Source organism: Streptomyces sp. UG1 (assembly GCF_049974585.1).
Lineage (GTDB): Bacteria > Actinomycetota > Actinomycetes > Streptomycetales > Streptomycetaceae > Streptomyces.
The window spans coordinates 39,653-65,113 of sequence record NZ_JBNGGG010000004.1; the positions used below are offsets into that span (position 1 = coordinate 39,653).

General features: G+C 71.8%; 18 protein-coding genes. 10 read left to right on the plus strand and 8 right to left on the minus strand.

What is annotated here, in order from left to right; genetic code table 11:
- Window positions 1-94: 94 nt before the first annotated feature.
- Together ACP4J3_RS05580 and ACP4J3_RS05585 are read left to right on the plus strand one after the other, a co-directional pair.
- The gene (locus tag ACP4J3_RS05580; protein WP_426531010.1) at window positions 95-3,142 is read left to right on the plus strand and encodes a helix-turn-helix transcriptional regulator; all 3,048 of its coding nucleotides are present in this window, start codon (window positions 95-97) and stop codon (window positions 3,140-3,142) included.
- A gap of 27 nt (window positions 3,143-3,169) precedes the next feature.
- Entirely contained in the window at window positions 3,170-3,427 is a 258-nt protein-coding gene (locus ACP4J3_RS05585; protein ID WP_426531012.1) for a type II toxin-antitoxin system RelE family toxin, read from the plus strand.
- A gap of 10 nt (window positions 3,428-3,437) precedes the next feature.
- Here ACP4J3_RS05585 and ACP4J3_RS05590 read toward each other — a convergent pair whose 3' ends face one another.
- Both ACP4J3_RS05590 and ACP4J3_RS05595 read right to left on the minus strand, forming a co-directional pair.
- Window positions 3,438-4,589, minus strand: a complete 1,152-nt coding sequence (locus ACP4J3_RS05590) for a PQQ-dependent sugar dehydrogenase (protein WP_426531014.1) — start codon at window positions 4,587-4,589, stop codon at window positions 3,438-3,440.
- A gap of 295 nt (window positions 4,590-4,884) precedes the next feature.
- Complete coding sequence (locus ACP4J3_RS05595) at window positions 4,885-5,883, minus strand: aldo/keto reductase (RefSeq protein ID WP_426531016.1); 999 nt, start codon at window positions 5,881-5,883, stop codon at window positions 4,885-4,887.
- Between the two features lie 76 nt (window positions 5,884-5,959).
- On the opposite strand from ACP4J3_RS05595, the gene ACP4J3_RS05600 reads away from it, so the two are divergent.
- From ACP4J3_RS05600 to serA, 6 genes are all read left to right on the plus strand, one after another.
- Window positions 5,960-6,901 (plus strand): 2-hydroxyacid dehydrogenase, encoded by a 942-nt coding sequence (locus tag ACP4J3_RS05600; RefSeq protein ID WP_426531018.1) that lies wholly within the window; start codon window positions 5,960-5,962, stop codon window positions 6,899-6,901.
- 405 nt (window positions 6,902-7,306) lie between these two features.
- The gene (locus ACP4J3_RS05605; protein ID WP_426531020.1) at window positions 7,307-10,324 is read left to right on the plus strand and encodes a putative bifunctional diguanylate cyclase/phosphodiesterase; all 3,018 of its coding nucleotides are present in this window, start codon (window positions 7,307-7,309) and stop codon (window positions 10,322-10,324) included.
- A 237-nt stretch (window positions 10,325-10,561) separates the two neighbouring features.
- Window positions 10,562-12,418 carry an acetolactate synthase large subunit gene (locus ACP4J3_RS05610; RefSeq protein ID WP_426531022.1) on the plus strand — a complete coding sequence of 619 codons (1,857 nt, stop codon included), beginning with the start codon at window positions 10,562-10,564 and terminating at the stop codon, window positions 12,416-12,418.
- 25 nt (window positions 12,419-12,443) lie between these two features.
- Entirely contained in the window at window positions 12,444-12,968 is a 525-nt protein-coding gene (gene ilvN, locus ACP4J3_RS05615; protein ID WP_426531024.1) for an acetolactate synthase small subunit, read from the plus strand.
- A gap of 129 nt (window positions 12,969-13,097) precedes the next feature.
- Entirely contained in the window at window positions 13,098-14,096 is a 999-nt protein-coding gene (gene ilvC / locus ACP4J3_RS05620; protein WP_426531026.1) for a ketol-acid reductoisomerase, read from the plus strand.
- 230 nt (window positions 14,097-14,326) lie between these two features.
- The gene (gene serA, locus ACP4J3_RS05625; protein WP_426531028.1) at window positions 14,327-15,916 is read left to right on the plus strand and encodes a phosphoglycerate dehydrogenase; all 1,590 of its coding nucleotides are present in this window, start codon (window positions 14,327-14,329) and stop codon (window positions 15,914-15,916) included.
- 60 nt (window positions 15,917-15,976) lie between these two features.
- On the opposite strand, the gene ACP4J3_RS05630 is transcribed toward serA, so the two are convergent.
- Complete coding sequence (locus ACP4J3_RS05630) at window positions 15,977-17,494, minus strand: MFS transporter (RefSeq protein WP_426531030.1); 1,518 nt, start codon at window positions 17,492-17,494, stop codon at window positions 15,977-15,979.
- 83 nt (window positions 17,495-17,577) lie between these two features.
- Between ACP4J3_RS05630 and ACP4J3_RS05635 the strand changes: the two genes are divergently transcribed.
- Window positions 17,578-18,156: a TetR/AcrR family transcriptional regulator gene (locus tag ACP4J3_RS05635; RefSeq protein WP_426531032.1), complete on the plus strand. Its 579-nt coding sequence runs from the start codon at window positions 17,578-17,580 to the stop codon at window positions 18,154-18,156.
- Here the strand turns inward: ACP4J3_RS05635 and ACP4J3_RS05640 are convergent.
- From ACP4J3_RS05640 to ACP4J3_RS05660, 5 genes are all read right to left on the minus strand, one after another.
- Entirely contained in the window at window positions 18,143-18,814 is a 672-nt protein-coding gene (locus ACP4J3_RS05640; protein ID WP_426531034.1) for an ATP-binding cassette domain-containing protein, read from the minus strand. The genes ACP4J3_RS05635 and ACP4J3_RS05640 overlap by 14 nt on opposite strands.
- A complete protein-coding gene (locus ACP4J3_RS05645; protein WP_426531036.1) occupies window positions 18,811-19,782 on the minus strand; it encodes an ABC transporter ATP-binding protein in 972 nt (323 codons plus the stop codon). Before ACP4J3_RS05645 ends, ACP4J3_RS05640 begins: the two co-directional genes overlap by 4 nt.
- A complete protein-coding gene (locus ACP4J3_RS05650; protein WP_426531039.1) occupies window positions 19,772-21,544 on the minus strand; it encodes an ABC transporter permease subunit in 1,773 nt (590 codons plus the stop codon). The genes ACP4J3_RS05645 and ACP4J3_RS05650 overlap by 11 nt, the downstream gene beginning before the upstream one ends.
- Window positions 21,541-23,031, minus strand: coding sequence for an ABC transporter substrate-binding protein (locus tag ACP4J3_RS05655; protein WP_426531041.1), 1,491 nt, complete (start codon window positions 23,029-23,031; stop codon window positions 21,541-21,543). The genes ACP4J3_RS05650 and ACP4J3_RS05655 overlap by 4 nt, the downstream gene beginning before the upstream one ends.
- A gap of 101 nt (window positions 23,032-23,132) precedes the next feature.
- Window positions 23,133-24,317: a PucR family transcriptional regulator gene (locus ACP4J3_RS05660; RefSeq protein ID WP_426531043.1), complete on the minus strand. Its 1,185-nt coding sequence runs from the start codon at window positions 24,315-24,317 to the stop codon at window positions 23,133-23,135.
- A 145-nt stretch (window positions 24,318-24,462) separates the two neighbouring features.
- Here ACP4J3_RS05660 and ACP4J3_RS05665 point away from each other — a divergent pair, with 145 nt between their 5' ends.
- Window positions 24,463-25,389, plus strand: coding sequence for a proline dehydrogenase family protein (locus ACP4J3_RS05665; protein ID WP_426531045.1), 927 nt, complete (start codon window positions 24,463-24,465; stop codon window positions 25,387-25,389).
- The last annotated feature ends 72 nt before the right edge of the window (window positions 25,390-25,461 follow it).

Genomic DNA, 25,461 nt, shown 5'->3' on the forward strand with positions numbered 1-25,461 from the left:
GGCGTTCGAGGACGAGGCCCGTTCGGGGCCGAAGCGGGGCTCTGGGGGCGGCAGCCCCCAGAAAACCGGTGCCGGACTGTCAGCGGCGCATGCGATGCTCGCCTCCGTGGAGAGCAGGTCCATAAGCCCCGTGTTCGTCGGCCGCACAACCGAGTTGGAGACCCTGAACGCCGCCCTCGCCCAAGCCGCCGCAGGCAACCCGCAGGCTCTGGTGATCGGCGGTGAGGCAGGGGTCGGCAAGACCCGCCTCGTGGAGGAGTTCGCCGGAGCCGCCGCCCGCGAGGGCGCCGTCGTCCTGCTCGGCGGCTGCGTCGAGATCGGCGCCGACGGCCTGCCCTTCGCCCCGTTCTCCACCGCACTGCGCGCCCTGCGCCGCGAACTGCCCGACGACCTGGCCGCCGCGGCCGCCGGCCAGGAGGAGGAACTGGCCCGGCTGCTGCCCGAGTTGGGTGAGACGGCTCCCGCCCGCGGCCCGGACCGCTCCGACGAGGAGGGCATGGCCCGCCTCTTCGAACTCACCGCCCGCCTCCTGGAGCGCGTCGCCGCCGGCCGCACGATCGTCGTCGCCCTGGAGGACCTGCACTGGGCCGACACCTCCACCCGTCACCTCCTCGCCTACCTCTTCCGCACCCTGCGCACCGGCCGCCTCGTCATCCTGGCCACCTACCGCTCCGACGACATCCACCGCCGCCACCCGCTGCGCCCACTCCTCGCCGAACTCGACCGGCTGCGCACGGTCCGCCGAATCGAACTCGGCCGCTTCAACCGCGCCGAGGTCGGCCGCCAGATCGCCGGCATCCTCGCCTGCGAACCCGACCCGGCCCGGGTCGACGCGATCTTCGAACGCTCCGACGGCAACGCCTTCTTCGTCGAGGAACTAGCCGTCGCCACCCACGAGGGCGGCTCCACCGGCCTCACCGACTCCCTGCGCGACCTGCTCCTGGTCCGCGTCGAACAACTGCCCGAGAGCGCCCAGCGGGTCGCCCGGATCGTCGCCGAGGGCGGCTCCACCGTCGAGTACCGGCTGCTCGCCGCCGTCGCCCAGCTCGCCGAGGACGACCTCATCGAGGCGCTGCGGGCCGCCGTGAATGCCAGCATCCTCAGCGCCGCGCCCTCAGGCGACGGCTACCGCTTCCGGCACTCCCTGGTCCGCGAGGCCGTCGGCGACGACCTGCTGCCCGGCGAACGCTCCCGCCTCAACCGCCGCTACGCCGAGGCCCTGGAGGCCGACCCGACGCTCGTCCCGGCCGGCGAACGCGTCATGCGGCTGGCCAGCTACTGGTACCACGCCCATGACCCGGCCAAGGCCCTGCCCGCCGTCCTGGACGCCTCCGTCACCGCCCGCCGCCGGCACGCCCACGCCGAGCAACTGCGGCTGCTGGAACGCGCGATGGAGCTGTGGGACGCCGCCCCCGAGGAGACCCGGGCCACGCTGCGCCCCGTCGACTACACCGAGGCCTTTCCGCCCTGCGGCTGCGACCCCGCGACCGCGCCCCTGCGCTACCTCGACCTGATGGCCGAGGCCGCCGTCGCCGGACGGCTCTGCGGGGAACGCGAACGCGCCCTGAAGATCACCAAGCGGGCCCTGCACCTGCTTCAGGACGAGGGCGGCGACCCCTTGCGCGCCGCCTGGTTCTGGGCCCAGCGCGCCCGTCTCGTCCAGGCACAGGCCCGCGGTGACGGCTGGAAGGAGCTGGGCACCGCGCAGGAACTGGTCCGCGGCCTGCCGCCCTCCGAGGTGCACGCCGAGGTACTGGCCGCCGCGGCCAACTGGTCGATGCTGCGCGCCCCCGGCCCCGACGCCATGTCGGCCGCCGAGCGGGCCGTCGAGTACGCCCGCATGGTGGGCGCCGAGGACATCGAGCTGAACGCCCGACTCACCCTCGGCGTGCTCAAGGTCGAGGCCGGGGCCATCGAGGCTGGACTCGCCGAGATGTATGAGGTCAGGGACCAGGTGCTGGACCGCGACCTCACCTCCGTGGTCGGGCGCAGTCATGTGAACCTGCCGTCCGCCCTCGAAGGCATCGGCCGCTCCGAGGAGGCCATCGGCATCCTGCGCGAGGGCCTGCGGCTCACCCAGGAGTGGGGCCTGCGCGACTCCGAGGCCTGGATCTGGACGAACCTCGCCGAGTCACTGATCTCCCTGGGCCACTGGAACGAGGCCGCCGAAGCCGCGCTCAACGCCCAGCGCACCGGTCAGTCCGCCAAGCCGCGCGGCGGCGCCTCCAACCGCCTCGCCCACCTCGCCCTTGCCCGCGGCGAGGTCGCCGAGGCCGCCCGCCACCTCGCCGCCGCCCGCGTCTCCTACGGCACCCACGACCCCATGCCGCAGAACAACCTGCCGATGTCCTGCCTCACCCTCGGCATAGCCGCCGCCGAGGGTCGCCTCCTGGACGCCCGGGCGGAGGCCGACCGGGCCCTGAACGCCGGCTTCCCGCCCGGCACCCAGCGCTACGCCTGGCCGCTGCTGCTGGCCGCCGCCGTCGCCGAGTCCGACGACGCCCGCGCCCAATCCCTGCCCGCCGCCCAGGAGGGCCGCGACGCCTTCCTGGAACGGCTCTTCGACACCGTCCGCCGGCTCACCACCGGAGCGCCCCTGTGGCTGGCCTACGAGAAGTGGACCCGAGCCGAACTCGACCGGGCCCAGGGCCGCGCCACCCTCGACACCTGGTCGGACGTGGTCACCGCCTTCGAAGCCCTGGAGCGCCCCTACGACCTCGCCCAGGTTCGCCACCGCCTCGCCGAGGCCCTGCTCGCGGCCGGCGGCGACGACGAGCGCGCCCGCGCCACCGAACTGCTCCGCCTGACCCGGGCCACCGCCGTCCACCTCGGCGCCCGCCCGCTCGCCGACGTCTCGACCCAGCTCGCCCAGCGAGCCCGCCTCACCCTCACCACGGCCCCGCCCCCGGCCGACTCCCTCGGCCTCACCACCCGAGAACGCGACGTCCTGCGCCTGGTCTCCGACGGCCGCACCAATCGCCAGATCGCCGAGGAACTCTTCATCTCCCCGAAGACGGCCAGCGTCCACGTGTCCAACATCCTCGGGAAACTCGGCGTCTCGGGGAGGGGCGAGGCGGCGGCGGTGGCGCATCGGCTGGGGTTGTTCGACGCGGGGGACGCGGAGCGGCTCGGAGCGAGGTAATGCTGGAGGCACCAGGGAGGAGCCGTGTTGTACCAGATCGAATACACCGAGCGCGCCGCGGCGCAGCGTGACGCTCCCCCCGAGGACCGCCGCAAGGTCCTGGAGCGGGGGCTCCTGAAGTTGGCCGAGGATCCGTTCACGCCGGTGTCGCAGGCTGTAAGCGGCGAGGACATCCGAGTCGTGTCCGTCGCCACCGGTCTGACCGTCGACTACATGGTGCACCGGGCCTTCCTGATCCTGGTCTCCGTGGCGACCCTCGATCAGTCGCTCATAGACGATGAGTAGTCTGCGCCGCCTACGTCACCCGCACCTCCAGAATCCGGTCGTCCCCGTCCTTGGGGTCGCCCCGCCCGTCCGTGTTGCTGGTGGTGAGCCACAGCTTGTCGCCGCCCACTGACACGACCGTCCGCAGCCGGCCGTACTCGCCCTCCAGGAAGGCCTGCGGATCCGCCGACACCTCCGTGCCGTTCAGCGGAATGCGCCACAGGCGCTGGCCCTTCAGGCCCGCCATCCATATGGAGCCCTCGGCGTAGGCGGCGCCGCTGGGGGAGGCCTCGTCGGTGCCCCACTGGGCCAGCGGGTTGTGGTACTCGGAGTCGTCCGACCTGCCCTCGGCCTCCGGCCAGCCGTAGTTGTCGCCCGGCTTGATCGCGTTCAGCTCGTCCCAGGTGTTCTGGCCGAACTCGGAGGCGAACAGGCGCTGTTTGGAGTCCCAGGCCAGGCCCTGCACATTGCGGTGGCCGTAGGAGTACACGGGGGAGTCGGGGAACGGGTTGCCCGGAGCCGGTTCGCCCTCCGGTGTCAGGCGCAGGATCTTGCCGCCCAGGGATTTCTTGTCCTGGGACAGGCCCGTGTCACCGCTTTCTCCCGTGCCCGCGTAGAGCATCTTGTCCGGGCCGAAGGCGATCCGGCCGCCGTTGTGGATGAAGCCCTTGGGGATGCCCCTGAAGATCGTGTCGGGCGCGCCGAGCTGGTCGCCGGACGGGCGCTGCTCGTCGTACAGCATGCGGACGATGCGGTTGTCCGAGGCCGAGGTGAAGTAGGCGTAGACCATGTGGTCCGAGGCGTAGTCCGGCGACAGCGCCAGGCCCATGAGGCCGCCCTCGCCCGCCGGTGACACCCCGGGCACCTCGCCCAGCTCGGTCTTCTTGCCGCTCTCCCCGTCGACCCGGGTGATCGTGGCGTCGTCGCGGGAGGAGACGAGCAGGTCCCCGTCGGGGAGCGGGGCCAGACCCCAAGGGGAGTCCAGGCCGTCGGCGACCGTGCGCACCACCTCGACCGAGCCCTGTGCCGGCGGGGTCTCCTCGGCCGCCCCGCCGGTGGGCGAGGCGGCCGCCCCCGACGCGGTGCTCGATTCCGCGCTCCCGTTCCTGCCCGGCGATTCCCCGCCGTCGGAGGAACAGCCGGCCGCCAGCAGGAGTGCGGCGGCGGCCAATACGGCCGACACAGCTCGACGTTGCACGATCACGGTCCCTTCGACGCAGTGGCCCCGACGCGGGTTCTACTTGTCATACACCGCAAGCGCCTCACAGGTTCCCGGTTGGGGATCACGAGTGTCTTTTCTGCCGGATGCCGGATGCCGGCAGGATGCCGGAGGCTGGATGCCGGATGCCCGGAGGCGCGCCCCTCGGCAGATGCCGTCACCGCAAGCGCCTCACAGGTTCCCGATCCATGAACACTGAACCAACGCCGCCGGGCCCGCGGCCCGACTCGGCCGGATTCCGCCCGCGGCCCGGTGGCCGTCAGTCCCAGGATCCCTGGGCGCCCGGCAGCTCCGCCACCTCGACCAGGTCCTCCGGGGCCAGCCGCAACCCCTGCGCCCCCGCGTTCTGCGCCACCCAGCGTTCCTGCTTGGCCCCCGGCACCGCGACGACGTGCCGTCCCTGAGCCACCACCCAGGCCAGCGCCACCTGCGCCGGCGTGACCGCGTCCCCGTGCCGGGCCGCGATGCGGCGCAGTCCGGCCACTATCGGCTGGTTCGCCGCCATCATCTCGGCGGTGAAGCGCGGGTGCCGGGCCCGCACGTCGTCCGGCTCGAAGCCCTCGCCCGGGGTCAGCGTGCCGGTGAGGAAGCCGTTGCCCAGCGGCATCGCGGCCAGGAAGCCGACGCCGCGCGCCTCGCACCACGGCAGCAGCGCCTCCAGCGCCTCGGGCGACCACACCGACAGCTCGGCCTGCACGGCGCTCACCGGGAACACCTGCTGGACGCGCCGCAACTGCCGGATCGTCGTGTCGTGCAGGCCCGTCCCGGAGCGGCGGCCGCCCCGCGCGCCCACCGCGCACAGGCCCAACGCCCGCACCTTTCCGGCCTGGACCAGCTCCGCCATCGCGCCCCACGTCTCCTCCACGGGCACCTCGGGGTCCGCGCGGTGCAGCTGGTAGAGGTCGATGACGTCCGTCTGAAGGCGGCGAAGGGAGGCGTCGCAGGCGCGCTTCACATAGCCGGGGCGGCCGTTGGCCACGATGTGCTGTTCGCCGACCAGCAGGCCGACCTTCGTCGACACGAACGCGTCCTGGCGGCGCTCCTTCAACACCCGCCCCACCAGCAGTTCGTTGGTGAACGGGCCGTACATGTCGGCCGTGTCCAGCAGCGTCGAGCCCAGATCGAGCGCCCGGTGCACCGCCCTGACCGACTCCTCGCCCCGCTGCCGCGACGAGCTGTACGCCCAGCTCATCGGCATGCACCCGAGCCCTATGGCCCCCACCGCGAGTGCCGCCGCGCCGATCGTCCTGCGCTCCACCTGGCCGTAACCCTCCCTCTTCCGGCACCCCAACCTAACCTCTGGACTCCAGTTCGCCTGACATAGCCTCCAGAGCATGACTGCTGACGTGTGGCTCCCCATCCCGCCGGAAGACATCGAGGGCCTCCCCGAGGGCCCTGACTACCGCTTCTGGGACGGCGCCGAGGATTTCCCCGCCGATCCGGCGGACTGTGTTTTCTACGTCGTCCCGTACATGAAGCCGGCCGCGCTCGGGCAGCGTCCCCTGCCGGAGATGACCGCCGTGGAGGTGGTGCAGACGCTCTCCGCCGGCACCGACCACGTGGAGCCGGGCCTGAAGCACCTGCGGCCCGGCGTGCGACTGTGCAACGCGCGCGGGGTGCACGAGGCGAGCACGGCCGAGCTCACGCTCACGCTGATCCTCGCCTCGTTGCGCGGCGTCCCCGACTTCGTGCGGGCGCAGGACAGGGGGGAGTGGCTCGGCGGGTTCCGGCCCGCGCTGGCGGACAAGAACGTCCTCATCGTGGGATACGGCTCGATCGGGGCCGCCATCGAGGACCGGCTCGCACCTTTTGAACTCGCGCGGGTGGCGCGCGTCGCGCGCTCTGAGCGCACCACGGCGCGCGGAGATGTGCATCCGCTCACCGAACTGCCCGCCCTGCTCCCGGAAGCGGACGTCGTCATCCTGTCCACGCCCCTGACGGACACCACCCGGCACCTGGCGGGCGCCGACTTCCTCGCCCGCATGAGGGACGGCGCGCTGCTGGTCAACGTCGCCCGCGGACCCGTCGTGGACACCAAGGCGCTGCTGGCCGAGCTGGAGACCGGGCGCATCACCGCAGCCCTGGACGTCACCGACCCCGAACCGCTGCCCCGTGAGCATCCCCTGTGGCGGGCGCCGGGCGTGCTCATCAGCCCGCACGTGGGCGGGCCCACATCCGCGTTCCTGCCGCGCGCGAAGCGGCTTCTGGTGGACCAGTTGAGTCGTTACGTGAACCGGGAGCCGTTGCGCAACGTGATCCTTACGACGGGCACGTAACAGGCCCATAATCCGTTTCGAGTACCGTCCGCAACCTCCCGGAAGCGGTCAGTGCTCGCATATGCGCTGGTCGTCACGGAGCGTAGAGGTGCTATGTCCCTGAGTGACGATCCTGGTGTATCGTCCCGACAGGGGCAGCGCCACGCACCGATCGGCGCCGGGGATGGACATTTGAGATTTGTGAGGGGGGCGACGGGCGATGCACGGCCTGAGGACGAGCGATCCGACGCGACGGGGCCGTCGGCGGCGACCCTGGCGACCGACCACGCGCAGACGTGGCCACCACGGCACCCACGGCTGCCGTCACAGCCATCACCACCGCCGGCACAGTGGCCACAGGCGGCAGGCACCCGCAGCGCACCGGGACCCTCGGGACCCGCGAGCGGCGCGGACCGGGGGGACCCGGTGAGCTCGCCACCGCCCCCCACGACCACGCTCGACGGAGCGCTGCGGGCCAAGCCCTCACCGGCGGCGACGCTGCCTCGTCCCTCGTCCCGGGGCACCGGCTCGGGACTGTATCCGCAACTGGCTCTGGCCCTGGTGTGCGCGGGATACGCCGTCGGTTCCGCGGTCGGCTGGGGCTCGGTCCAAGTCGCGCTGATCATGGGCGACTTCGGGCTGGCCGCCGCGGCCGGCGCGGCCGCCGTGTCCTGCTTCCGCTACGCCCGCAGCCGCCGTATCCGTTTTCGACCCGCCTGGCTGCTGTTCGCGCTCTCCTCGGCCATGGCGGCCCTCGGCAACCTCGTCTGGGGGTGGTACGAGGTCGTCCTGGAGCGGCCCGTGCCCAGTCCCTCCTACGCCGACGGGTTCTTCCTGTGCTTCGCGCCGCCCGCCATCGTGGGACTGCTGGTGCTCGCCAAGCGACCGGCGACCAAGGCCGGCTGGGTCTGCCTCGGCCTGGACGCCTGGCTGATCGGCGGCTCGCTGCTGACGCTGGCATGGAGCCTCGCCCTGGCCCAGGCGGCCAAGCTCGACGCCGGCGGCGGGGCGAGCGTGGCGCACACCGCGCTCTCGCTGGCCTACCCGCTGCTCGACATCGCCCTGGTCAGCATGGTGCTCGCGCTGCACTTCCGGCGCTCCTCGGCCAACCGCACCGCGGTCAACACCGCGATCGGCGCGCTCGCCCTGACCGTGATGTGCGACGCCCTGTTCACCTCGCCGCTGCTGCACAACAGCTACCGCTCCGGCCAGCTCCTCGACGCGGGCTGGTTCGCCGGCTCGCTGCTCCTGGCGTACGCCCCGTGGGCCGCGCCCCGGCGCGGGCGCGAGGACGCCGACCGGCACGACAGGGCGGGGCACACGCGCGTGGTGCACGAGCACGTGCCCGGGCAGCGGGGCGGGGGCCACCACACGCCGCCCGCACAGGGAGGCGATCACACCCGGTACCCGGTCACCCGGCCGATCGCCGGCTCCCTGGCCGCGCTCACGCCGTACCTCGCCGCCGCCGTCTGCACCCTGGGGATCCTCTACAACGTCCTCAACGGCCGCAGCGTCGACCGCGTGGTGCTCATCACCGGCGGCACCGTCGTGCTGGCGCTCGTGGTCCGTCAGGGGATCATGCTCCTCGACAACATCACCCTCACCCAGGAACTGGCGCAGAAGGAGAACCACTTCCGCTCCCTGGTGCAGGGCTCCAGCGACGTCATCATGATCGCCGCGCCCAACGGGATCCTCCGGTACGTCTCCCCGGCCGCCGCCGGGGTGTACGGCCGCTCCGCGGAGGAGCTGGTGGGTACCGAACTGGCCAATCTCATCCACCCGGAGGATCTGGGCTGCGTGGTGCACGAGGTGCGCCGCTTCCTCGCCGCCAGCCCAGTTGAGGAACCCACTACGCGCATCGAGTGCCGCTTCCGCTCCGGCGACGACGGCTGGCTCAACGTTGAGTCAACGGTCAACCGGCACCACGGCGGACTCATCTTCAACAGCCGGGACGTGACCGAAAGAGTGCGCCTGCAGGCGCAGCTCCAGCACAACGCCGAGCACGACCCGCTCACCGACCTGCCCAACCGCGCGCTGTTCACCCAGCGCGTGCAGCAGGCCCTGTCCGGCCGCCGCGCCACCGACCGGGGCATCGCCCTGCGCAACACGGCCGTACTCTTCATCGACCTCGACGGCTTCAAGGGCGTCAACGACACGATCGGACACCAGGCCGGTGACGAACTGCTCGTCCAGGCCGCCCGCAGACTCCAGGAGGCGGTCCGGCACGGTGACACCGCGTCCCGGCTGGGCGGCGACGAGTTCGCGGCCCTGATCGTCGGGGACATCACCCGTGACCGCACCGCCCGCGAACGGCACATCCTGGAGCTCGCCGAACGCCTCAGGGTGACGCTGTCCCAGCCGTACCTCATCGACGGCAACGATGTCCGTGTCAACGCCTCCATCGGCGTCGCCTTCGCCGAGCCGGGCCTCGGCGCGGGGGAGCTGCTGCGCAACGCCGACCTGGCCATGTACCGGGCCAAGGCGGGCGGCAAGGGCCGCGTCGAGCTGTACAAGCCGCAGATGCAGCAGGACGTCGTACGCAAGGCGGAGCTGGCCACGCGGCTGCGTGCCGCGCTGCACGACGGCGAGTTCGCGCTGCTGCACCAGCCCGTGGTGTGCCTGGAGAACGGCCGGATCGCATCGGTCGCCGCGCAGGCGCGCTGGCGGTCCTCGCAAGGGGTGCTGTTCACGCCCGCCGAGTTCCTGCGGGTGGCCGAGGACAGCGACAAGACCGCCGAGCTGGGCCGCTGGATGCTTCGGGAGGCCGTCGAGCAGGCCGCCGAACGCACCGCGACCGGGCTCGCCGTACCGGTCGCGGTGCGGATGGGCGCGCGTCGGCTGCTGGACCGCTCGATGCCGCTCGGCTCGATCGAGGCGCTGCTGACCCGGCACGGGCTGCCGTCCGGGTCGCTGATCATCGAGCTGTCCGACCTCGACCCCCGCGTCTCGCTGGACGAACTGGAGCGCCGCCTCAGCGGCCTGCGCAGACTCGGCGTCCGGGTCGTCCTGGACGGCTTCGGCAGCGGATACGCGGCGATCACCGCGCTGCGCAGGCTCCCCGTCGACGTGCTCAAGCTCGACCGCACTCTGGTCGAGGGAGTGGTCGAGTCCGCGCGGCTGCACAAGATCACCAGTGGGCTGCTGCGGATCGCCGGGGACCTCGGGCTGCAGTCCGTGGCCGACGGCGTGGACCTGCCGGAGCAGGTCGCGGCGCTGCGCGCGATGGGGTGCACGCACGGGCAGGGCATGGCGTTCTCCGGGCCGCTGGACGAGTACCGGCTGCGCCGGGCGCTCAGTTCCGGCCACTATCCGATTCCGCACGGCCCGGTGGAGCCCGCGTTCGCGGGGGGTGGTTCGGGGGTGTACACCAGTGGTGTCCCCGTCGTTCTCGGAGGCGGCAGCGCCCTTCGCTCACATAGTGAGACTCCCGTCCCACCCACTTGACAGTAGGTGTGTGCCGGGGGGAGGGTCAGTGCCATGCGCACCCGAATCCTCGTACTTGGAAAGCGCGTCGGCTGAAGCTGGTGACGTCCGGACGGACCCGGAACCCCCAGCGTCCACACCCGACGCGCTCCCCTCGCTTGCCTTACGGCACGAGGGGTTTTTTGTTGCACAGGCGCCCGTCGTGCAGCATCGAAACTCCGCTCAAACTTCGCAAAAACCCTCAGCATCGAGAAGAGAATGCCGATGACCGAGCAGGCCTCCGGGGCCCATCATCCGCAGCCGCGGCCCCGATCCGGAGGACACCAGTCCGCCCCCGAGCACGTCACGGGTGCGCAGTCCCTCATCCGTTCGCTCGAGGAGGTCGGCGCCGACACGGTATTCGGCATTCCCGGTGGTGCGATCCTTCCGGCGTACGACCCGCTGATGGACTCCACCAAGGTGCGCCACGTCCTGGTCCGCCACGAGCAGGGCGCGGGCCACGCCGCCACCGGTTACGCCCAGGCCACCGGCAAGGTCGGCGTCTGCATGGCGACCTCGGGACCGGGTGCGACGAACCTGGTCACGCCCATCGCCGACGCACACATGGACTCGGTGCCGCTCGTGGCGATCACCGGCCAGGTGGCGTCCAAGGCGATCGGTACGGACGCCTTCCAGGAGGCGGACATCGTCGGCATCACCATGCCGATCACCAAGCACAACTTCCTGGTCACCAAGGCCGAGGACATCCCGCGGGTGATCGCGCAGGCGTTCCACATCGCCGCCACCGGCCGCCCCGGCCCGGTCCTGGTCGACATCGCCAAGGACGCCCTCCAGGCGAAGACCACCTTCTCCTGGCCGCCCACCATGGACCTGCCCGGCTACCGGCCCGTCACCAAGCCGCACGCCAAGCAGATCCGCGAGGCCGCCAAGCTGATCACCGCCGCCAAGCGGCCCGTGCTCTACGTCGGCGGCGGCGTCATCAAGGCCGGCGCCACCGCCGAGCTGAAGGTCCTCGCGGAACTCACCGGAGCGCCCGTCACCACCACCCTGATGGCGCTCGGCGCATTCCCCGACAGCCACCCGCTGCACGTGGGAATGCCGGGCATGCACGGTGCGGTCACCGCCGTCACCGCGCTGCAGAAGGCCGACCTGATCGTCGCCCTCGGAGCCCGCTTCGACGACCGCGTCACCGGCAAGCTGGACAGCTTCGCCCCGTACGCCAAGATCGTCCACGCCGACATCGACCCGGCCGAGATCGGCAAGAACCGCGCCGCCGACGTGCCGATCGTCGGGGACGCCCGCGAGGTCATCGCCGACCTGGTCCAGGCCGTGCAGAAGGAGCACGCCGAGGGCCACCAGGGCGACTACAGCGCCTGGTGGAAGGACCTGTCCCGCTGGCGCGAGACCTACCCGCTCGGCTACGACCAGCCCGAGGACGGCTCGCTGTCCCCGCAGCAGGTCATCGAGCGGATCGGCCAACTCGCCCCCGAGGGCACGATCTTCGCGGCGGGCGTCGGCCAGCACCAGATGTGGGCCGCGCACTTCATCCAGTACGACAAGCCCGCCACCTGGCTGAACTCCGGCGGCGCCGGGACGATGGGTTACGCCGTCCCGGCCGCGATGGGCGCCAAGGCCGGAGCGCCGGAGCAGACGGTGTGGGCGATCGACGGCGACGGCTGCTTCCAGATGACCAATCAGGAGCTGACGACCTGCGCCCTGAACAACATCCCGATCAAGGTCGCCATCATCAACAACGGTGCCCTCGGGATGGTCCGCCAGTGGCAGACCCTGTTCTACAACCAGCGCTACTCCAACACCGTGCTGCACAGCGGCCCGGAGGCCGACGGCAAGCAGCCGAGCGCCGGCACCCGCGTCCCCGACTTCGTGAAGCTGTCGGAGGCCATGGGCTGCTACGCGATCCGCTGCGAGTCGCCCGAGGACCTCGACAAGGTCATCGAAGAGGCGAACTCCATCAACGACCGCCCGGTCGTCATCGACTTCATCGTCCACGAGGACGCGATGGTGTGGCCGATGGTCGCCGCCGGCACCTCCAACGACGAGATCATGGCCGCCCGGGACGTCCGCCCCGACTTCGGCGACAACGAAGACGACTGAGAGCCGTAGGTAAAGGAAGCAGACCATGTCCAAGCACACGCTCTCCGTCCTGGTGGAGAACACGCCGGGCATCCTCGCCCGGATCGCGGCCCTGTTCTCCCGTCGCGGCTTCAACATCGACTCGCTCGCGGTCGGCGTCACCGAGCACCCCGACATCTCCCGCATCACCATCGTGGTGAACGTCGAGGACCTGCCGCTGGAGCAGGTGACCAAGCAGCTCAACAAGCTCGTCAACGTGCTGAAGATCGTCGAGCTGGAGCCGGGTGCGGCCGTTCAGCGCGAACTCGTCCTGGTGAAGGTGCGCGCCGACAACGAGACCCGCTCCCAGATCGTCGAGATCGTCCAGTTGTTCCGCGCCAAGACCGTCGACGTCTCCCCGGAGGCCGTCACCATCGAGGCCACCGGCTCCAGCGACAAGCTGGAGGCCATGCTGAAGATGCTGGAGCCGTTCGGCATCAAGGAGCTCGTCCAGTCCGGCACCATCGCGATCGGCCGCGGCGCGCGCTCGATCACGGATCGCTCGCTGCGGGCGCTGGACCGGTCGGCATAAGGCCGTGTTCGGACGGTCGGGTGACACCGGCCGTCCGGATACCGCCCGTATAGCGAGACCCCGAAACTTCCCTTCCCCTCGCCGTCATACGGTGGGACGCAACACCTGCACACAAGGAGAGAACCCAAAGTGGCCGAGCTGTTCTACGACGCCGACTCCGACCTGTCCATCATCCAGGGCCGCAAGGTCGCGGTCATCGGCTACGGCAGCCAGGGCCACGCCCACGCGCTGTCGCTGCGCGACTCGGGTGTCGACGTGCGGGTCGGTCTGCACGAGGGCTCCAAGTCCAAGGCGAAGGCCGAGGAGCAGGGCCTGCGCGTGGTGACGCCCTCGGAGGCCGCCGCCGAGGCCGACGTCATCATGATCCTGGTGCCGGACCCGATCCAGGCCCAGGTCTACGAGGAGCACATCGCCCCGAACCTCAACGACGGCGACGCCCTGTTCTTCGGCCACGGCTTCAACATCCGCTTCGGCTTCATCAAGCCCCCGGCCGGCGTGGACGTCTGCATGGTCGCCCCCAAGGGCCCGGGCCACCTGGTGCGCCGTCAGTACGAGGAGGGCCGCGGCGTTCCCTGCATCGCCGCCGTCGAGCAGGACGCCTCCGGCAACGCCTTCGCGCTGGCCCTGTCGTACGCCAAGGGCATCGGCGGCACCCGCGCCGGCGTCATCAAGACGACCTTCACCGAGGAGACCGAGACCGACCTGTTCGGCGAGCAGGCCGTTCTCTGCGGTGGTACGGCCGCCCTGGTGAAGGCCGGTTTCGAGACGCTGACCGAGGCCGGCTACCAGCCGGAGATCGCGTACTTCGAATGCCTGCACGAGCTGAAGCTGATCGTGGACCTGATGTACGAGGGCGGCCTGGAGAAGATGCGCTGGTCGATCTCCGAGACCGCCGAGTGGGGCGACTACGTCACCGGCCCGCGGATCATCACCGACGCCACCAAGGCCGAGATGAAGAAGGTCCTCGCCGAGATCCAGGACGGCTCCTTCGCCCAGGCCTGGATGGACGAGTACCACGGCGGTCTGAAGAAGTACAACGAGTACAAGACGGCCGACTCCGAGCACCTGCTCGAGACCACCGGCAAGGAGCTGCGCAAGCTCATGAGCTGGGTGAACGAGGAGGCCTGAGCCTCAGCCGACGGGACCGGAGCAGGCCGCTCCGGTCCCGTTGTCCATCCCGTCGCATCACGGACGGGTGATCCTTTGGCGGAGGCGCAGGACGGCCTCCGCCACGGCACTACACTGCCGTACTACATACGCGTCAGGCCCACAGCGTCGTGCGTCTTCCACGCGGCCACCACCCTCCCTCGCTTGCGGCCGTCGGGACGGCCGTCCGCATTGGACTTGTGAGGACTCACGTGAGCTCGAAACCCGTCGTACTCATCGCCGAAGAGCTGTCGCCCGCGACCGTGGACGCGCTCGGTCCGGACTTCGAGATCCGGCACTGCAACGGCGCCGACCGGGCCGATCTGCTGCCCGCCATCGCCGACGTGGACGCGATCCTGATCCGCTCCGCCACCAAGGTCGACGCCGAGGCGATCGCCGCCGCCGGCAAGCTCAAGGTCGTCGCACGAGCCGGCGTCGGCCTGGACAACGTCGACGTCTCCGCCGCCACCAAGGCCGGCGTGATGGTCGTCAACGCCCCCACCTCGAACATCGTGACCGCCGCCGAGCTGGCCTGCGGTCTCCTCCTCGCCACCGCCCGCAACATCCCGCAGGCCAACGCCGCGCTGAAGAACGGCGAGTGGAAGCGCAGCAAGTACACGGGTGTGGAGCTGGCCGAGAAGACCCTCGGCGTGGTCGGCCTCGGCCGTATCGGCGCGCTCGTCGCGCAGCGCATGTCCGCCTTCGGCATGAAGGTCGTCGCCTACGACCCCTATGTGCAGCCCGCGCGCGCCGCACAGATGGGCGTGAAGGTGCTGTCGCTGGACGAGCTGCTCGAGGTCTCCGACTTCATCACCGTCCACCTGCCCAAGACCCCCGAGACCCTCGGCCTCATCGGCCACGAGGCGCTGCGCAAGGTCAAGCCGAGCGTGCGCATCGTCAACGCCGCGCGCGGCGGCATCGTCGACGAGGAGGCGCTGTACTCGGCGCTGAAGGAGGGCCGCGTCGCCGGCGCCGGTCTCGACGTGTACGCGAAGGAGCCCTGCACGGACTCCCCGCTGTTCGAGTTCGACCAGGTCGTCTCCACCCCGCACCTCGGCGCCTCCACCGACGAGGCGCAGGAGAAGGCCGGTATCGCCGTCGCCCGCTCGGTGCGTCTCGCGCTCGCCGGTGAGCTCGTGCCCGACGCGGTGAACGTGCAGGGCGGTGTCATCGCCGAGGACGTCAAGCCGGGTCTGCCGCTCGCCGAGCGCCTGGGCCGTATCTTCACGGCGCTCGCCGGTGAGGTCGCGGTCCGCCTCGACGTCGAGGTGTACGGCGAGATCACCCAGCACGATGTGAAGGTGCTGGAGCTGTCCGCCCTCAAGGGTGTCTTCGAGGACGTCGTCGACGAGACGGTGTCGTACGTCAACGCCCCGCTGTTCGCCCAGGAGCGCGGCGTCGAGGTGCGGCTGACGACCAGCTCGGAGGCCACCGACCACCGCAACGTCGTCACCGTGCGCGGCACGCTCGCCGGCGGCGAGGAGGTGTCGGTGTCCGGCACGCTGGCCGGGCCCAAGCACCTCCAGAAGATCGTCGCGGTCGGCGACTACGACGTGGACCTCGCGCTGGCCGACCACATGGTCGTGCTGAAGTACGAGGACCGTCCGGGTGTCGTCGGCACGGTCGGCCGGATCTTCGGTGAGGCCGGGATCAACATCGCCGGCATGCAGGTGTCGCGGTCGGTGGCGGGCGGCGAGGCGCTCGCCGTGCTGACCGTGGATGACACGGTGCCCTCCGGGGTGCTGGCCGAGGTCGCGGCGGAGATCGGCGCGACGTCCGCTCGTGCCGTGAACCTGGCCTGAGGTCGCCGTCTCCGGGGGCTGCCGCCCAGACCCCGCATCGGCCCTGAACGGGCCTCGTCCTCAAACGCCGGACGGGCTGAGTCGGTCGGCCTGTCCGGCGTTTTCCCGTACCCGAACCCGCCGCAGCAGCACCGCCGCCAGCCCCGCCGCCCCCAGCAGCAGTACCGCCCCCGCTATGGCCGCCCCCCGCATCCCGCTGGTGAAAGCCTCCCGGGCCGCCGTCGCCAGGCCCGGGAACCGGTCGGCGACCGTCAGCGCGCCGCCCAGCGTCTCGCGGGCCGCGTCCGGGGCCGAACCCGGCATCTCGTGCCGGTAGATCGCCGTACCGATCGACCCGAGCACCGCCATGCCCAGCGCGCCGCCGAACTCCCCGCCGGTCTCCAGCAGGGAGGACGCGGAGCCGGCCCGCTCCACCGGGGCCGTGCCCAGCGCCAGGTCCACGATCTGGGACATCACCGCGACGCCGCCGACGGCGAGCACCGCGCACGCGGTCAGCACCAGCCACAACGAGTCCGTCCCGGCGAGGGACAGGAGCGTGAAACCGGTCGCGGAGATCGTGAACCCCGCGGTGACGACGTACGCACGGTCGACGCCCCGCTGCACCAGATGGGTCGCGACCGGTCCCGCCGCCCCGATCGGCACCGACGGCAGCAGCGCCCACAGGGCCGCCTCCAGCGCCCCCTTGCCGAGCACCATCTGCAGGTATTGCGTGGTGAAGTAGGAGGACCCCATCACCCCGAACATGCAGACCAGGTTGAGGCCGACCGAGGGCGCGAAGCCCCGTCCGCGGAACAGGGCCGGGGAGATCATCGGTGCGGCGGCCGTGCGCTGGCGGTGGACGAACAGGGCCGCGAAGAGCAGGCCGACGGTGATCGCGACGACGTAGAGGCTGTTCCAGCCCTTCGAGGGGATCTCCTTCAGGCCGTAGACCACGGGAAGCACGGCCGCCATCGACAGCGGGACGCTCACCCAGTCGAAGCGGCCGGGAGCCGGGTCCTTCGACTCGGGCAGCAGCAGCGGGCCGAGGACCAGCAGCAGGGCCATCGCGGGCAGGTTGACCAGGAATACCGAGCCCCACCAGAAGTACTCGACCAGCACGCCGCTCATCACCGAGCCGAGGGCGATCCCCGTCGTCATCACGCCGGACCACAGGCCGATCGCCTTCGCGCGCTGGGCGGGGTCGGTGAACATCGTGCGGAGCATGCCCATCGTCGACGGCATCAGGGTCGCGCCGCCGATGCCGAGCACCGCGCGGGCCGCGATCAGCGTCTCGGCGCTGTTCGCGTACGCCGCCACGAGCGAGGCGGTGCCGAAGGCGGCGGCGCCGATCAGCAGGAGGCGGCGGTGGCCGATGCGGTCGCCCAGCGAGCCCATCGTCATCAGCAGGCCCGCCAGGACGAAGGCGTAGATGTCGAAGATCCACAATTGCTGGGTGCCGCTCGGCTCCAGGTCCGCGCTGATCGCCGGGATCGCGAAGTAGAGGACCGAGACATCCATCGAGACCAGCAGCAGCGGCAGCATCAGCACGCCGAGAGCGGTCCATGCGCGGCGGTCGGCGCGGTTCGGGTTCGTTGTCATGGCGGTGAATGTACGCACGTCTTATACGTCTGTCTAGAACGTTTGTATAGGACGACTGTATGGATCGACGGTAAGGTGGCCGCATGGGACACCGTGAGGATCTGCTCGAGGGCGCCAAGCGCTGCCTGCTGGCGAAGGGGTTCGTGCGTACGACGGCGCGCGACATCGTCAAGGAGTCGGGGACGAACCTGGCGTCGATCGGCTACCACTACGGCTCGAAGGACGCGCTGCTGGCGCAGGCGTACGTGGCGCTCGTCGGGGAGATGGGTGACGCCTTCGAGGGCGACGGCACCGTCGGGAGCGCCACCGAGGCCGGTTCGGTCGAGCGGTTCCAGGAGGTGTGGTCGAACATCATCGGCACCCTGAGGGAGCCGATGTGGCGCCTCAGCATGGAGGTCATCACCCTGGGCGACAAGCTGCCCGAGGTCCGTGACCACCTGGCGCGGGCCCAGCGGGAGGCCGGACGTGGCCTGATCCCGCTGCTGATGGGAGGGCGGGAGGAGGATGTCCTGGACGAGACCGCGGACACCCTCGGCATGCTCTACGTCACCCTGATGACGGGCCTGATCGCCCAGTGGACCTTCGACCCCGAGACCGCGCCCGGCGCGGAGCAGCTCACCGAAGGCCTGCGCCAGGTGATCGAGGCCGCTACCCGGAAATGACGCGTCCGTCCCGCATCTGAACCACCCGGTCCGCGAAATGCCGTACGACCGCCCGGTCGTGGCAGATGAACAGATAGCCGAGGCCGAGGTCGTCCTGGAGGTCGGCGAGCAGGTTCAGCACGCCGGCCCGGATGGAGGGGTCGAGGGACGACACCGGTTCGTCGAGGACCAGCAGGCGGGGCTCGGAGGCCAGCGCGCGGGCGATGCCGACGCGTTGGCACTGGCCGCCGGACAGCTCGTGCGGACGGCGGTCGCCGTACGCCGGGTCCAGGCCCACCCGGTCCAGGAGTTCGGCCACCTGGTCGGGGGTGGGCCGGCGGCCCTGGATCCGCAGCGGTTCCGCCACCGCGTCGCGGATCCGGTGGCGAGGGCTGAGCGAGCCGTACGGGTCCTGGAAGACCGGCTGCATACGCGGGCGGATCGGGCGCAGTTCGGCTTCGGACAGCGTCGTCAACTCCTCGCCCTCGAAGCGCACTTCACCGGAGTCCGGGCGGCGGAGCTGGAGGACCGCCAGGGCCGTGGAGGACTTGCCGCAGCCGGAGGGGCCGTTCAGGGCCAGGGTCTCGCCGGGGGCCAGAGTGAAGGAGACGTTATCGACGGCGGTGGCGTCGCCGTAGCGGACCACGAGGTCGCGGACGTCGAGCAGGGCGTCACTCATGCGGGCTGCCGTTCCTCTTCCTGGAACAACCGGGTGGCCGGGTGGGGGAGTTCCGCCCAGCGGTCGCAGGCCACCAGACGCCCCTGAACCTCCTGCGGCTCCGGTTCCGCCGCACGGCAGGCGTCCGTCGCCAGCGGGCAGCGCGGGGCGAAGGCGCAGCCCGGCGGGAGGCTGCCGGGGGCGGGCGGGGTGCCGTGCAGGGCGGGCAGGCGGCGGCCCGGGGGCGCGTGCTGGGGGAGGGAGGCCAGCAGGCCCGCCGTGTAGGGGGCGCGGGGGCGGCCCAGCACCTCGTCCGCCGGGCCGAGTTCGGTGAGGCGGCCGGCGTACATGACCAGCACGCGGTCCGCGTGCTCCCGTACGACGTCCATGTCGTGGGTGACCAGGACGAGCGCGGCGCCCACCGCCTCCCGCCGCTCGGCCAGCACCCGCAGCACCTGGTCGCGGTGGACCTCGTCCAGGGCGGTGGTGGGCTCGTCGGCGACGACGATGTCGGGCTCGTTGATCGTCGCCATGGCGATGACGGCGCGCTGCCGCATGCCGCCGGAGTACTCGTGCGGATACGCCCGTGCCCTGCGTGCGGCGTCCGGGATGCCGACCCGGTCGAGGGCGGCGACCGCGCGGGCCCGGGCCTCCTTGCGCGGGACGCGGGCCACCGAGCGTACGGCGGCGGCCAGTTGGTCGCCCACCGGGTGCACGGGGGAGAGGGCGGACAGGGCGTCCTGCGGGACGAGGGAGATGCGGTGGCCGCGGTGGGGCGCGAGGTCCGGCCGGATCGTGCCGGTCGTGGTCGCGCCCCGCGGCAGCATGCCCAGCAGCGCCCGGGCCGTGAGGGACTTGCCCGCGCCCGATTCGCCGACCAGGGCCAGGACTTCGCGCGGACGGACGTCGAAGGTCAGGCCCCGCACCGCCTCGACTCCGTCGAAGGCGATGCGCAGGTCGTGCACCGACAGCAGTGCGTCAGACGGCAACGGAGGTCTCCTTCTGCTGCTCCACCGGAGCGGGTCGACCGGGTCGCTTCACCCTCCGGCCCTGCACGGACGCCGCTCCCGACACCGCGAGACCCGCCAGCAGGGCCAGCGCCACGGCCGGGGCGAGGGCCGCCCACGGGGCGCGTTCGACGTAGGCGCGGGACTCGTCGAGCAGCAGTCCCCACTCGGGCGCCGGCGGCTGGGCGCCCAGGCCCAGGAAGCCCAGGGAGGCCAGGGCGAGGGCGATGCCGGGCAGTCGGAGCATGGCGTGGCGGGCGACCGGGGCGGCGACGGACGGCAGGACGTGCCGGGTGAGGATCCACAACGGGGTCGCGCCCATGGCGCGTTGGGCGGTCAGGAACGCCGATGCCCGCACCTCCTGCACCAGTGCCGCCGCGTGCGCGGACAGCGCCGGCCAGGAGATCAGCGCGACCGCGAGGGCCGCGCCGCCGGTGCCGGGGCCGGTCGCCGCGGCGACCAGGATGCCCATGATCACCGGGGGCAGGGCGTTGGCGATGTCGGCCGCGCCCGCCGCGACGCCGGGCAGGAAGCCCAGCGCGAGCGCGACCAGCAGGCTCAGCGCACAGATGGCGGCGGCCGTGCCGACCGTCGAGGCGGCGCCGTGGCCGAGCCGGGCGAGCACATCGCGGCCGAGGGCGTCGGTGCCGAGCGGGTGCGCCCAGGAGGGGGCGGCCAGGCGGGCGGCCGTGTTCACCGTGTACGGGTCGCGCAGCAGGCCCCAGCCGATGGTGAGCCCCAGGACGGCGGCGAGCGTCAGCGGGATCGCCGGGTGGGCGCGGACCGGGCGGACCGGCGGCAGAGTCAGCCCCGCGTCGCGCAGCGCGGGACCCAGCAGCCGGCGCCGTACGCCCACCGCCACCGCGCCCGCCACCAGGCCGAGCAGCAGCAGGGCCAGCACCGAGCCCTGGAGCAGCGGCAGGTCCTGCGACTTGGCCGCGCCGAGCGCGGTGCGGCCGATGCCGGGCACCGCGAAGACCATCTCCACCGCGACCGCGCCACCGGTCAGGCCGACGGCGACCATCCCGAACTGCGGGACCAGCGGCGGCAGTACGCGCTTGAGGGCGGCCGCCGAGATCGTCGTACGCGCCACTCCCGCGCCCCGCCACAGCTCCACCCACCGCTCGTCGAGGACGGCGGGCAGCGCGTCCGCGACCAGCCGGCCGAGCAGACCGCCCGCCGGCACGCCGAGGGCGAGCGCCGGCAGCACCAGGTACTCGGGGCCCGCCCAGCCGGCCGTCGGCAGCCACCCCAGCCACACCCCGCACACCAGCAGCGCGACCGTGGCCAGCAGGAACTCGGGTACGGCGGCCAGCATCGCGGCGAACGCCCCGGCCGACCCGCGCCCCCGCACCAGCACCGGCGCCACCAGCGCGGCGGCCAGCACGACCGCCACGCCCAGCGCCGCGCCCATCAGGGCCAGCGACACCTGGAGCCCGTCGACGACGGACGGCAGCACGTCGGTCCCCGACACCCAGGAGGTGCCGAAGTCGCCGCGCAGCAGGTCGGCGGCCCAGTTGCCCAGCAGGGAGAGGGGACCGGCGTCCAGTCCGAGGTCCTCGCGGATCGCGGAGAGGGCCTCCTCGGTCGCCTCCTGCTCGGCCGAACGGGCGCGCAGGACCGTGAGCGCCGGGTCCCGGCGGGAGAGCCAGGGGAGCAGGCCGACGGCGGCCAGGACGGCGACGAGACAGACGAAGCGGGTCAGCCCGGACGGGTCGGCCAACTTCCTTGCGATGGGCTTCACTTGACGTACGTGTCCACCGTGACGAGCTCACGCTCACGCGGGTCGTGGGCGGCGTCCACGACACCGGCGGCGTCGCCCTGGATGACCCGCTCGTGGAGCATCGGCACGGCAGCGTCGGCGGCGAGCACGGCGGCCTCGGCCTCGATGACCGCCTTTCGGCGGGAGTCGCCGGCCTTGGTGTCGCCGGCCTTCTTCAGCTCGGCGTCCACGGAGGAGTCGGCGAGCTGGGAGAGGTTGAAGGAGCCGTCGGAGGCGAAGTCGCTGTACAGGTAGGCGACCGGGTCGCCGGAGTCCAGGACGGTGGCGCGGGAGAGGATGAACGCGTCGAACTTGCCCGCCAGCGCGTCGGATTCGATGTTCGCGTACTCACGGACGTCGAGCTTCACCTTGAACCCGGCCTTCTGCAACTGCTGCTGCAGCGTGGCGGCGACCTCGGGCAGTTCGGCCCGGTCGGTGAAGGTGCCGATGGTGATCGTCGTGCCGTTCGGCTTGCCGGCCTTGGTGTGCTTGACGGGCGTGCGCAGGTCGGCCGCCCACGGCAGGGCGGGCCCGAGCAGCCCTTCGGCGACGTCCGCCCGCCCCTCGTACACGCCCTCGACGATCGCCTTGGCGTCGATCGCCTCCCGGGCGGCGGCGCGCAGCGAGGCGTCCTTGAAGACGCCCTTCTCGGTGTTCAGGTAGAGGGTGTTGGTGCGCGGCATCGGGACCTCGGTGATCAGGTCCTGGTCGAGGACGGCGGCCTGGGAGACCGGAATCGCCTCGACGATGTCGGCCTCGCCGGTGCGCAGGGCGGCGGCGCGGGCGGTCCCGTCCGGCACGAACTTGACGTCGATTCCCGGTGCCTTGGCCTTGCCGCCCCAGTACGCGTCGTAGCGGTCGAGGGCGGCGGAGGCGGTGCCGTTGACCTTGACCAGCTCGAAGGGGCCGGTGCCGGCGCCGACCGGGTTCACCGTCTTTCCCTTGTAGGCCTTGGCGGCCAGGACCGACAGCTGGGGCGAGCTCAGCCGCTGCGGGACGAGGGGGTCCTCGGTGCCGGTGGTGACCGTGACCGTGTCGGCGTCCTCGGCCTTCGCGGTCAGCTCGACGCCGTCGAGGATGCGGGGCTTGGGGGAGGCGCCGGCGGCCTTGGTGAGCGACCGCACGACGGCCTGGGCGTCGAGCTTCGTGCCGTCGTGGAAGGTGACGCCGTCGCGTATCTCGAAGGTCCAGGTGCGGCCGGACTGCTGCCACTTGGTGGCGAGGGCGGGCTGGGCGTCACCGTCCTCGTCGAGCTTCACCAGGGTCTCGGCGGTCGACCAGCGCGAGAGCTTGAACGCGTCGTCGCTGAGGGGGGACAGGCCGGAGCGGGGCGGCAGCATGTGCGCGACACGGATGCGCTTGCCTTCGGCGGCTGCCTCATCGGACCCCGCCGCCGAGAAGCAGCCGGTGAGCAGGGCGGAGGCCGCGGCGGCCGCGGTGAGGGACAGGGGGCGAGCGGGGAGGCGCACGGGACACTCCGGTAAAGGCGTGGTCAAAGGTTGAACGTGCCACGAACCGTAGCATGATGACAATCGTTTTCAGAAACCTTGTTCGGGCCACGCTCCGCCGGTCAGAGCCGCGCCCCCTTCAGTCCCATGTGCAGCAGCAGCCGGTCCTCCCCGTCGTCCAGGTCCAGGCCGGTGAGCTGTTCGACCCGGGACAGGCGGTAATAGAGGGTCTGGCGGTGGATGCCGAGCTCGGCGGCCGTGCGGCCGGCCTGGCCCGCGCAGTCGAGGTAGACCTCGGCGGTGCGGGCGAGTTCGTGGTGGGCGGGGGAGAGGAGCGGGGCGAGTGCCGGGTCGTGGACCGTGTCCGGGGCGAGGGAGGTCAGCAGGCGGTACGGCCCGATGCGCGACCACTCGGCCACCGGGCCGAGCCGCGGTTCCGCCAGGGCGGCGCGGGCCGCGGCCGACGCCTCCCGCCAGACGGTGCCCAGATCGGTGAGACCGGCGCGCGGCTCGCCGATGCCGGCCGCCAACCGGGCGTGCGGTCCCGCCGCCGGGGTCTCCTTCAGCAGCCGGGACGCCGCCGCCAGCGCCGCCGTGTGCGCCTCGGGCGAGCGCAGCCGCACGAGGACCGCGAGGCTCTGGCCCGTCGCCCCCCACGGGAGAGTGCACAGCGCGGTCGCGTGCGGCACCGTCCGCACCGACGGGGCGTCGTCGGGGTCGGCCGAGGGCCAGGGGGCCACGCAGAGCACCGTATGGACGCCGTCCGCGCGCGAGCCCAGCGCCGTGCGCAGCTCGGCCACCGCCATGTCGCCCTGCCAGCCCCGCTCGGCGGTCAGCACCGCCCGCAGCTCCCGGCTGAGGTCCGCCCCGTGCTGCGCCTCGTCCGCGAGCAGCGACCCGATCCTCCCGGTCACCTCCATCGCGGCGGCGAGCTGTCGCTCGGTCGGGCCCGGGTCGGTGTCCAGGAGCCAGACGTAGCCGAGGACGACACCCCTGTGGCGTACGGGAAGACAGATGCGTCCGCGGTACACCCCGGCCTCCGGAGTGCGCGGGATCCGCACCGGGCCGGCCGCGCGGGTGATGCCGAAGCCCTCGAACCAGCTGCGTACGGCCGCCGTCGAGCGGCGCGTGAGGATCGAGCGGGTGCGCACGGGGTCCAGGGCCGAGGCGTCGAGCTCGTCCTCGGTGTCGTAGGCGCCGAAGGCGATCAGCTCGAAGTCCCGGTTCTCCAGCGTCGCGGGGGCGCCCAGCAGCTCCGAGATCTCATCGACGAGCTCCTGGTAGTCGCCCTTGTAATCGGCTGTCACCCGGGCATTCTCCCGCATAACCGCAGGGCCGTCATACATCTGTCTGAGATCTGCGGCACGGATGCGTGACACCTGTCGATGGCCGACGATCGGAGGGATCCTTAGTTTTCACGGTGGTTCTATCTGCTGTTTGTGGAGGTGCCCCGTGCTGGGTCCCGTGATTCTTGCCGCGTCGCGCAGCGACCGGATGCGACGCCTGATCTCGGCGGCCCCGGTGAGCAAGCAGGTCGTCGACCGCTTCATCCCGGGCGAGACGGTCGACGAGATCGTGCCGATCATCCGCGACCTCAGCGACCGGGGCCTGGAGCTGACGATGGACGTCGTCGGCGAGGACATCACCCGCCCGGAGCAGGCGGCCGCCGCGCGCGACGCCTATCTGGCGCTCATCGACCGGCTCAAGGAGTTGGAGCTGGGTGACCGGGCCGAGATGTCCGTGAAGCTGTCGATGTTCGGCCAGGCGCTGGACGGCGGCCACGAGCTGGCCCTGGCCAACGTCCGCCCCGTCGTCGAGGCCGCCGCAGCGATCGGCACCACCGTCACCCTCGACGCCGAGGACCACACCACCCTCGACTCGATGTTCGCCATCCACGAGGAGCTGCGGAAGGACTTCCCGCAGACCGGCTGCGTCATCCAGGCCTACCTCTTCCGCACCGAGGCCGACGCCCGCCGGCTCGCCGCGGCCGGCAGCCGGGTGCGGCTCGTCAAGGGCGCCTACAAGGAACCCGCCGAGGTCGCCTACCAGCACAAACACGAGATCGACAAGGCGTACGTCCGGATCCTGAGGATTCTCATGGAGGGCACCGGGTACCCGATGATCGGCTCCCACGACCCGCGTCTGATCTCCATCGCCCAGGAACTCGCCCGGCGCGCCGGGCGCAAGCTCGACGAGTACGAGTTCCAGATGCTGTACGGCATCCGCAGCGACGAACACCTCAGACTCGCCGCCGAGGGCCACCGGATGCGCGTCTACACCGCGTACGGCACCGACTGGTACGGCTACTTCATGAGGCGGCTCGCGGAGAAGCCCGCCAACCTGCGGTTCTTCGCGCGCAGCATGCTCACCCGAGGTTGAGGAATGACGCACCCACAGAGCCTTCTCTGCCGGGGGTCCGGGGCGTGTCCCCCGGGCAAGCGCAGCATGAGG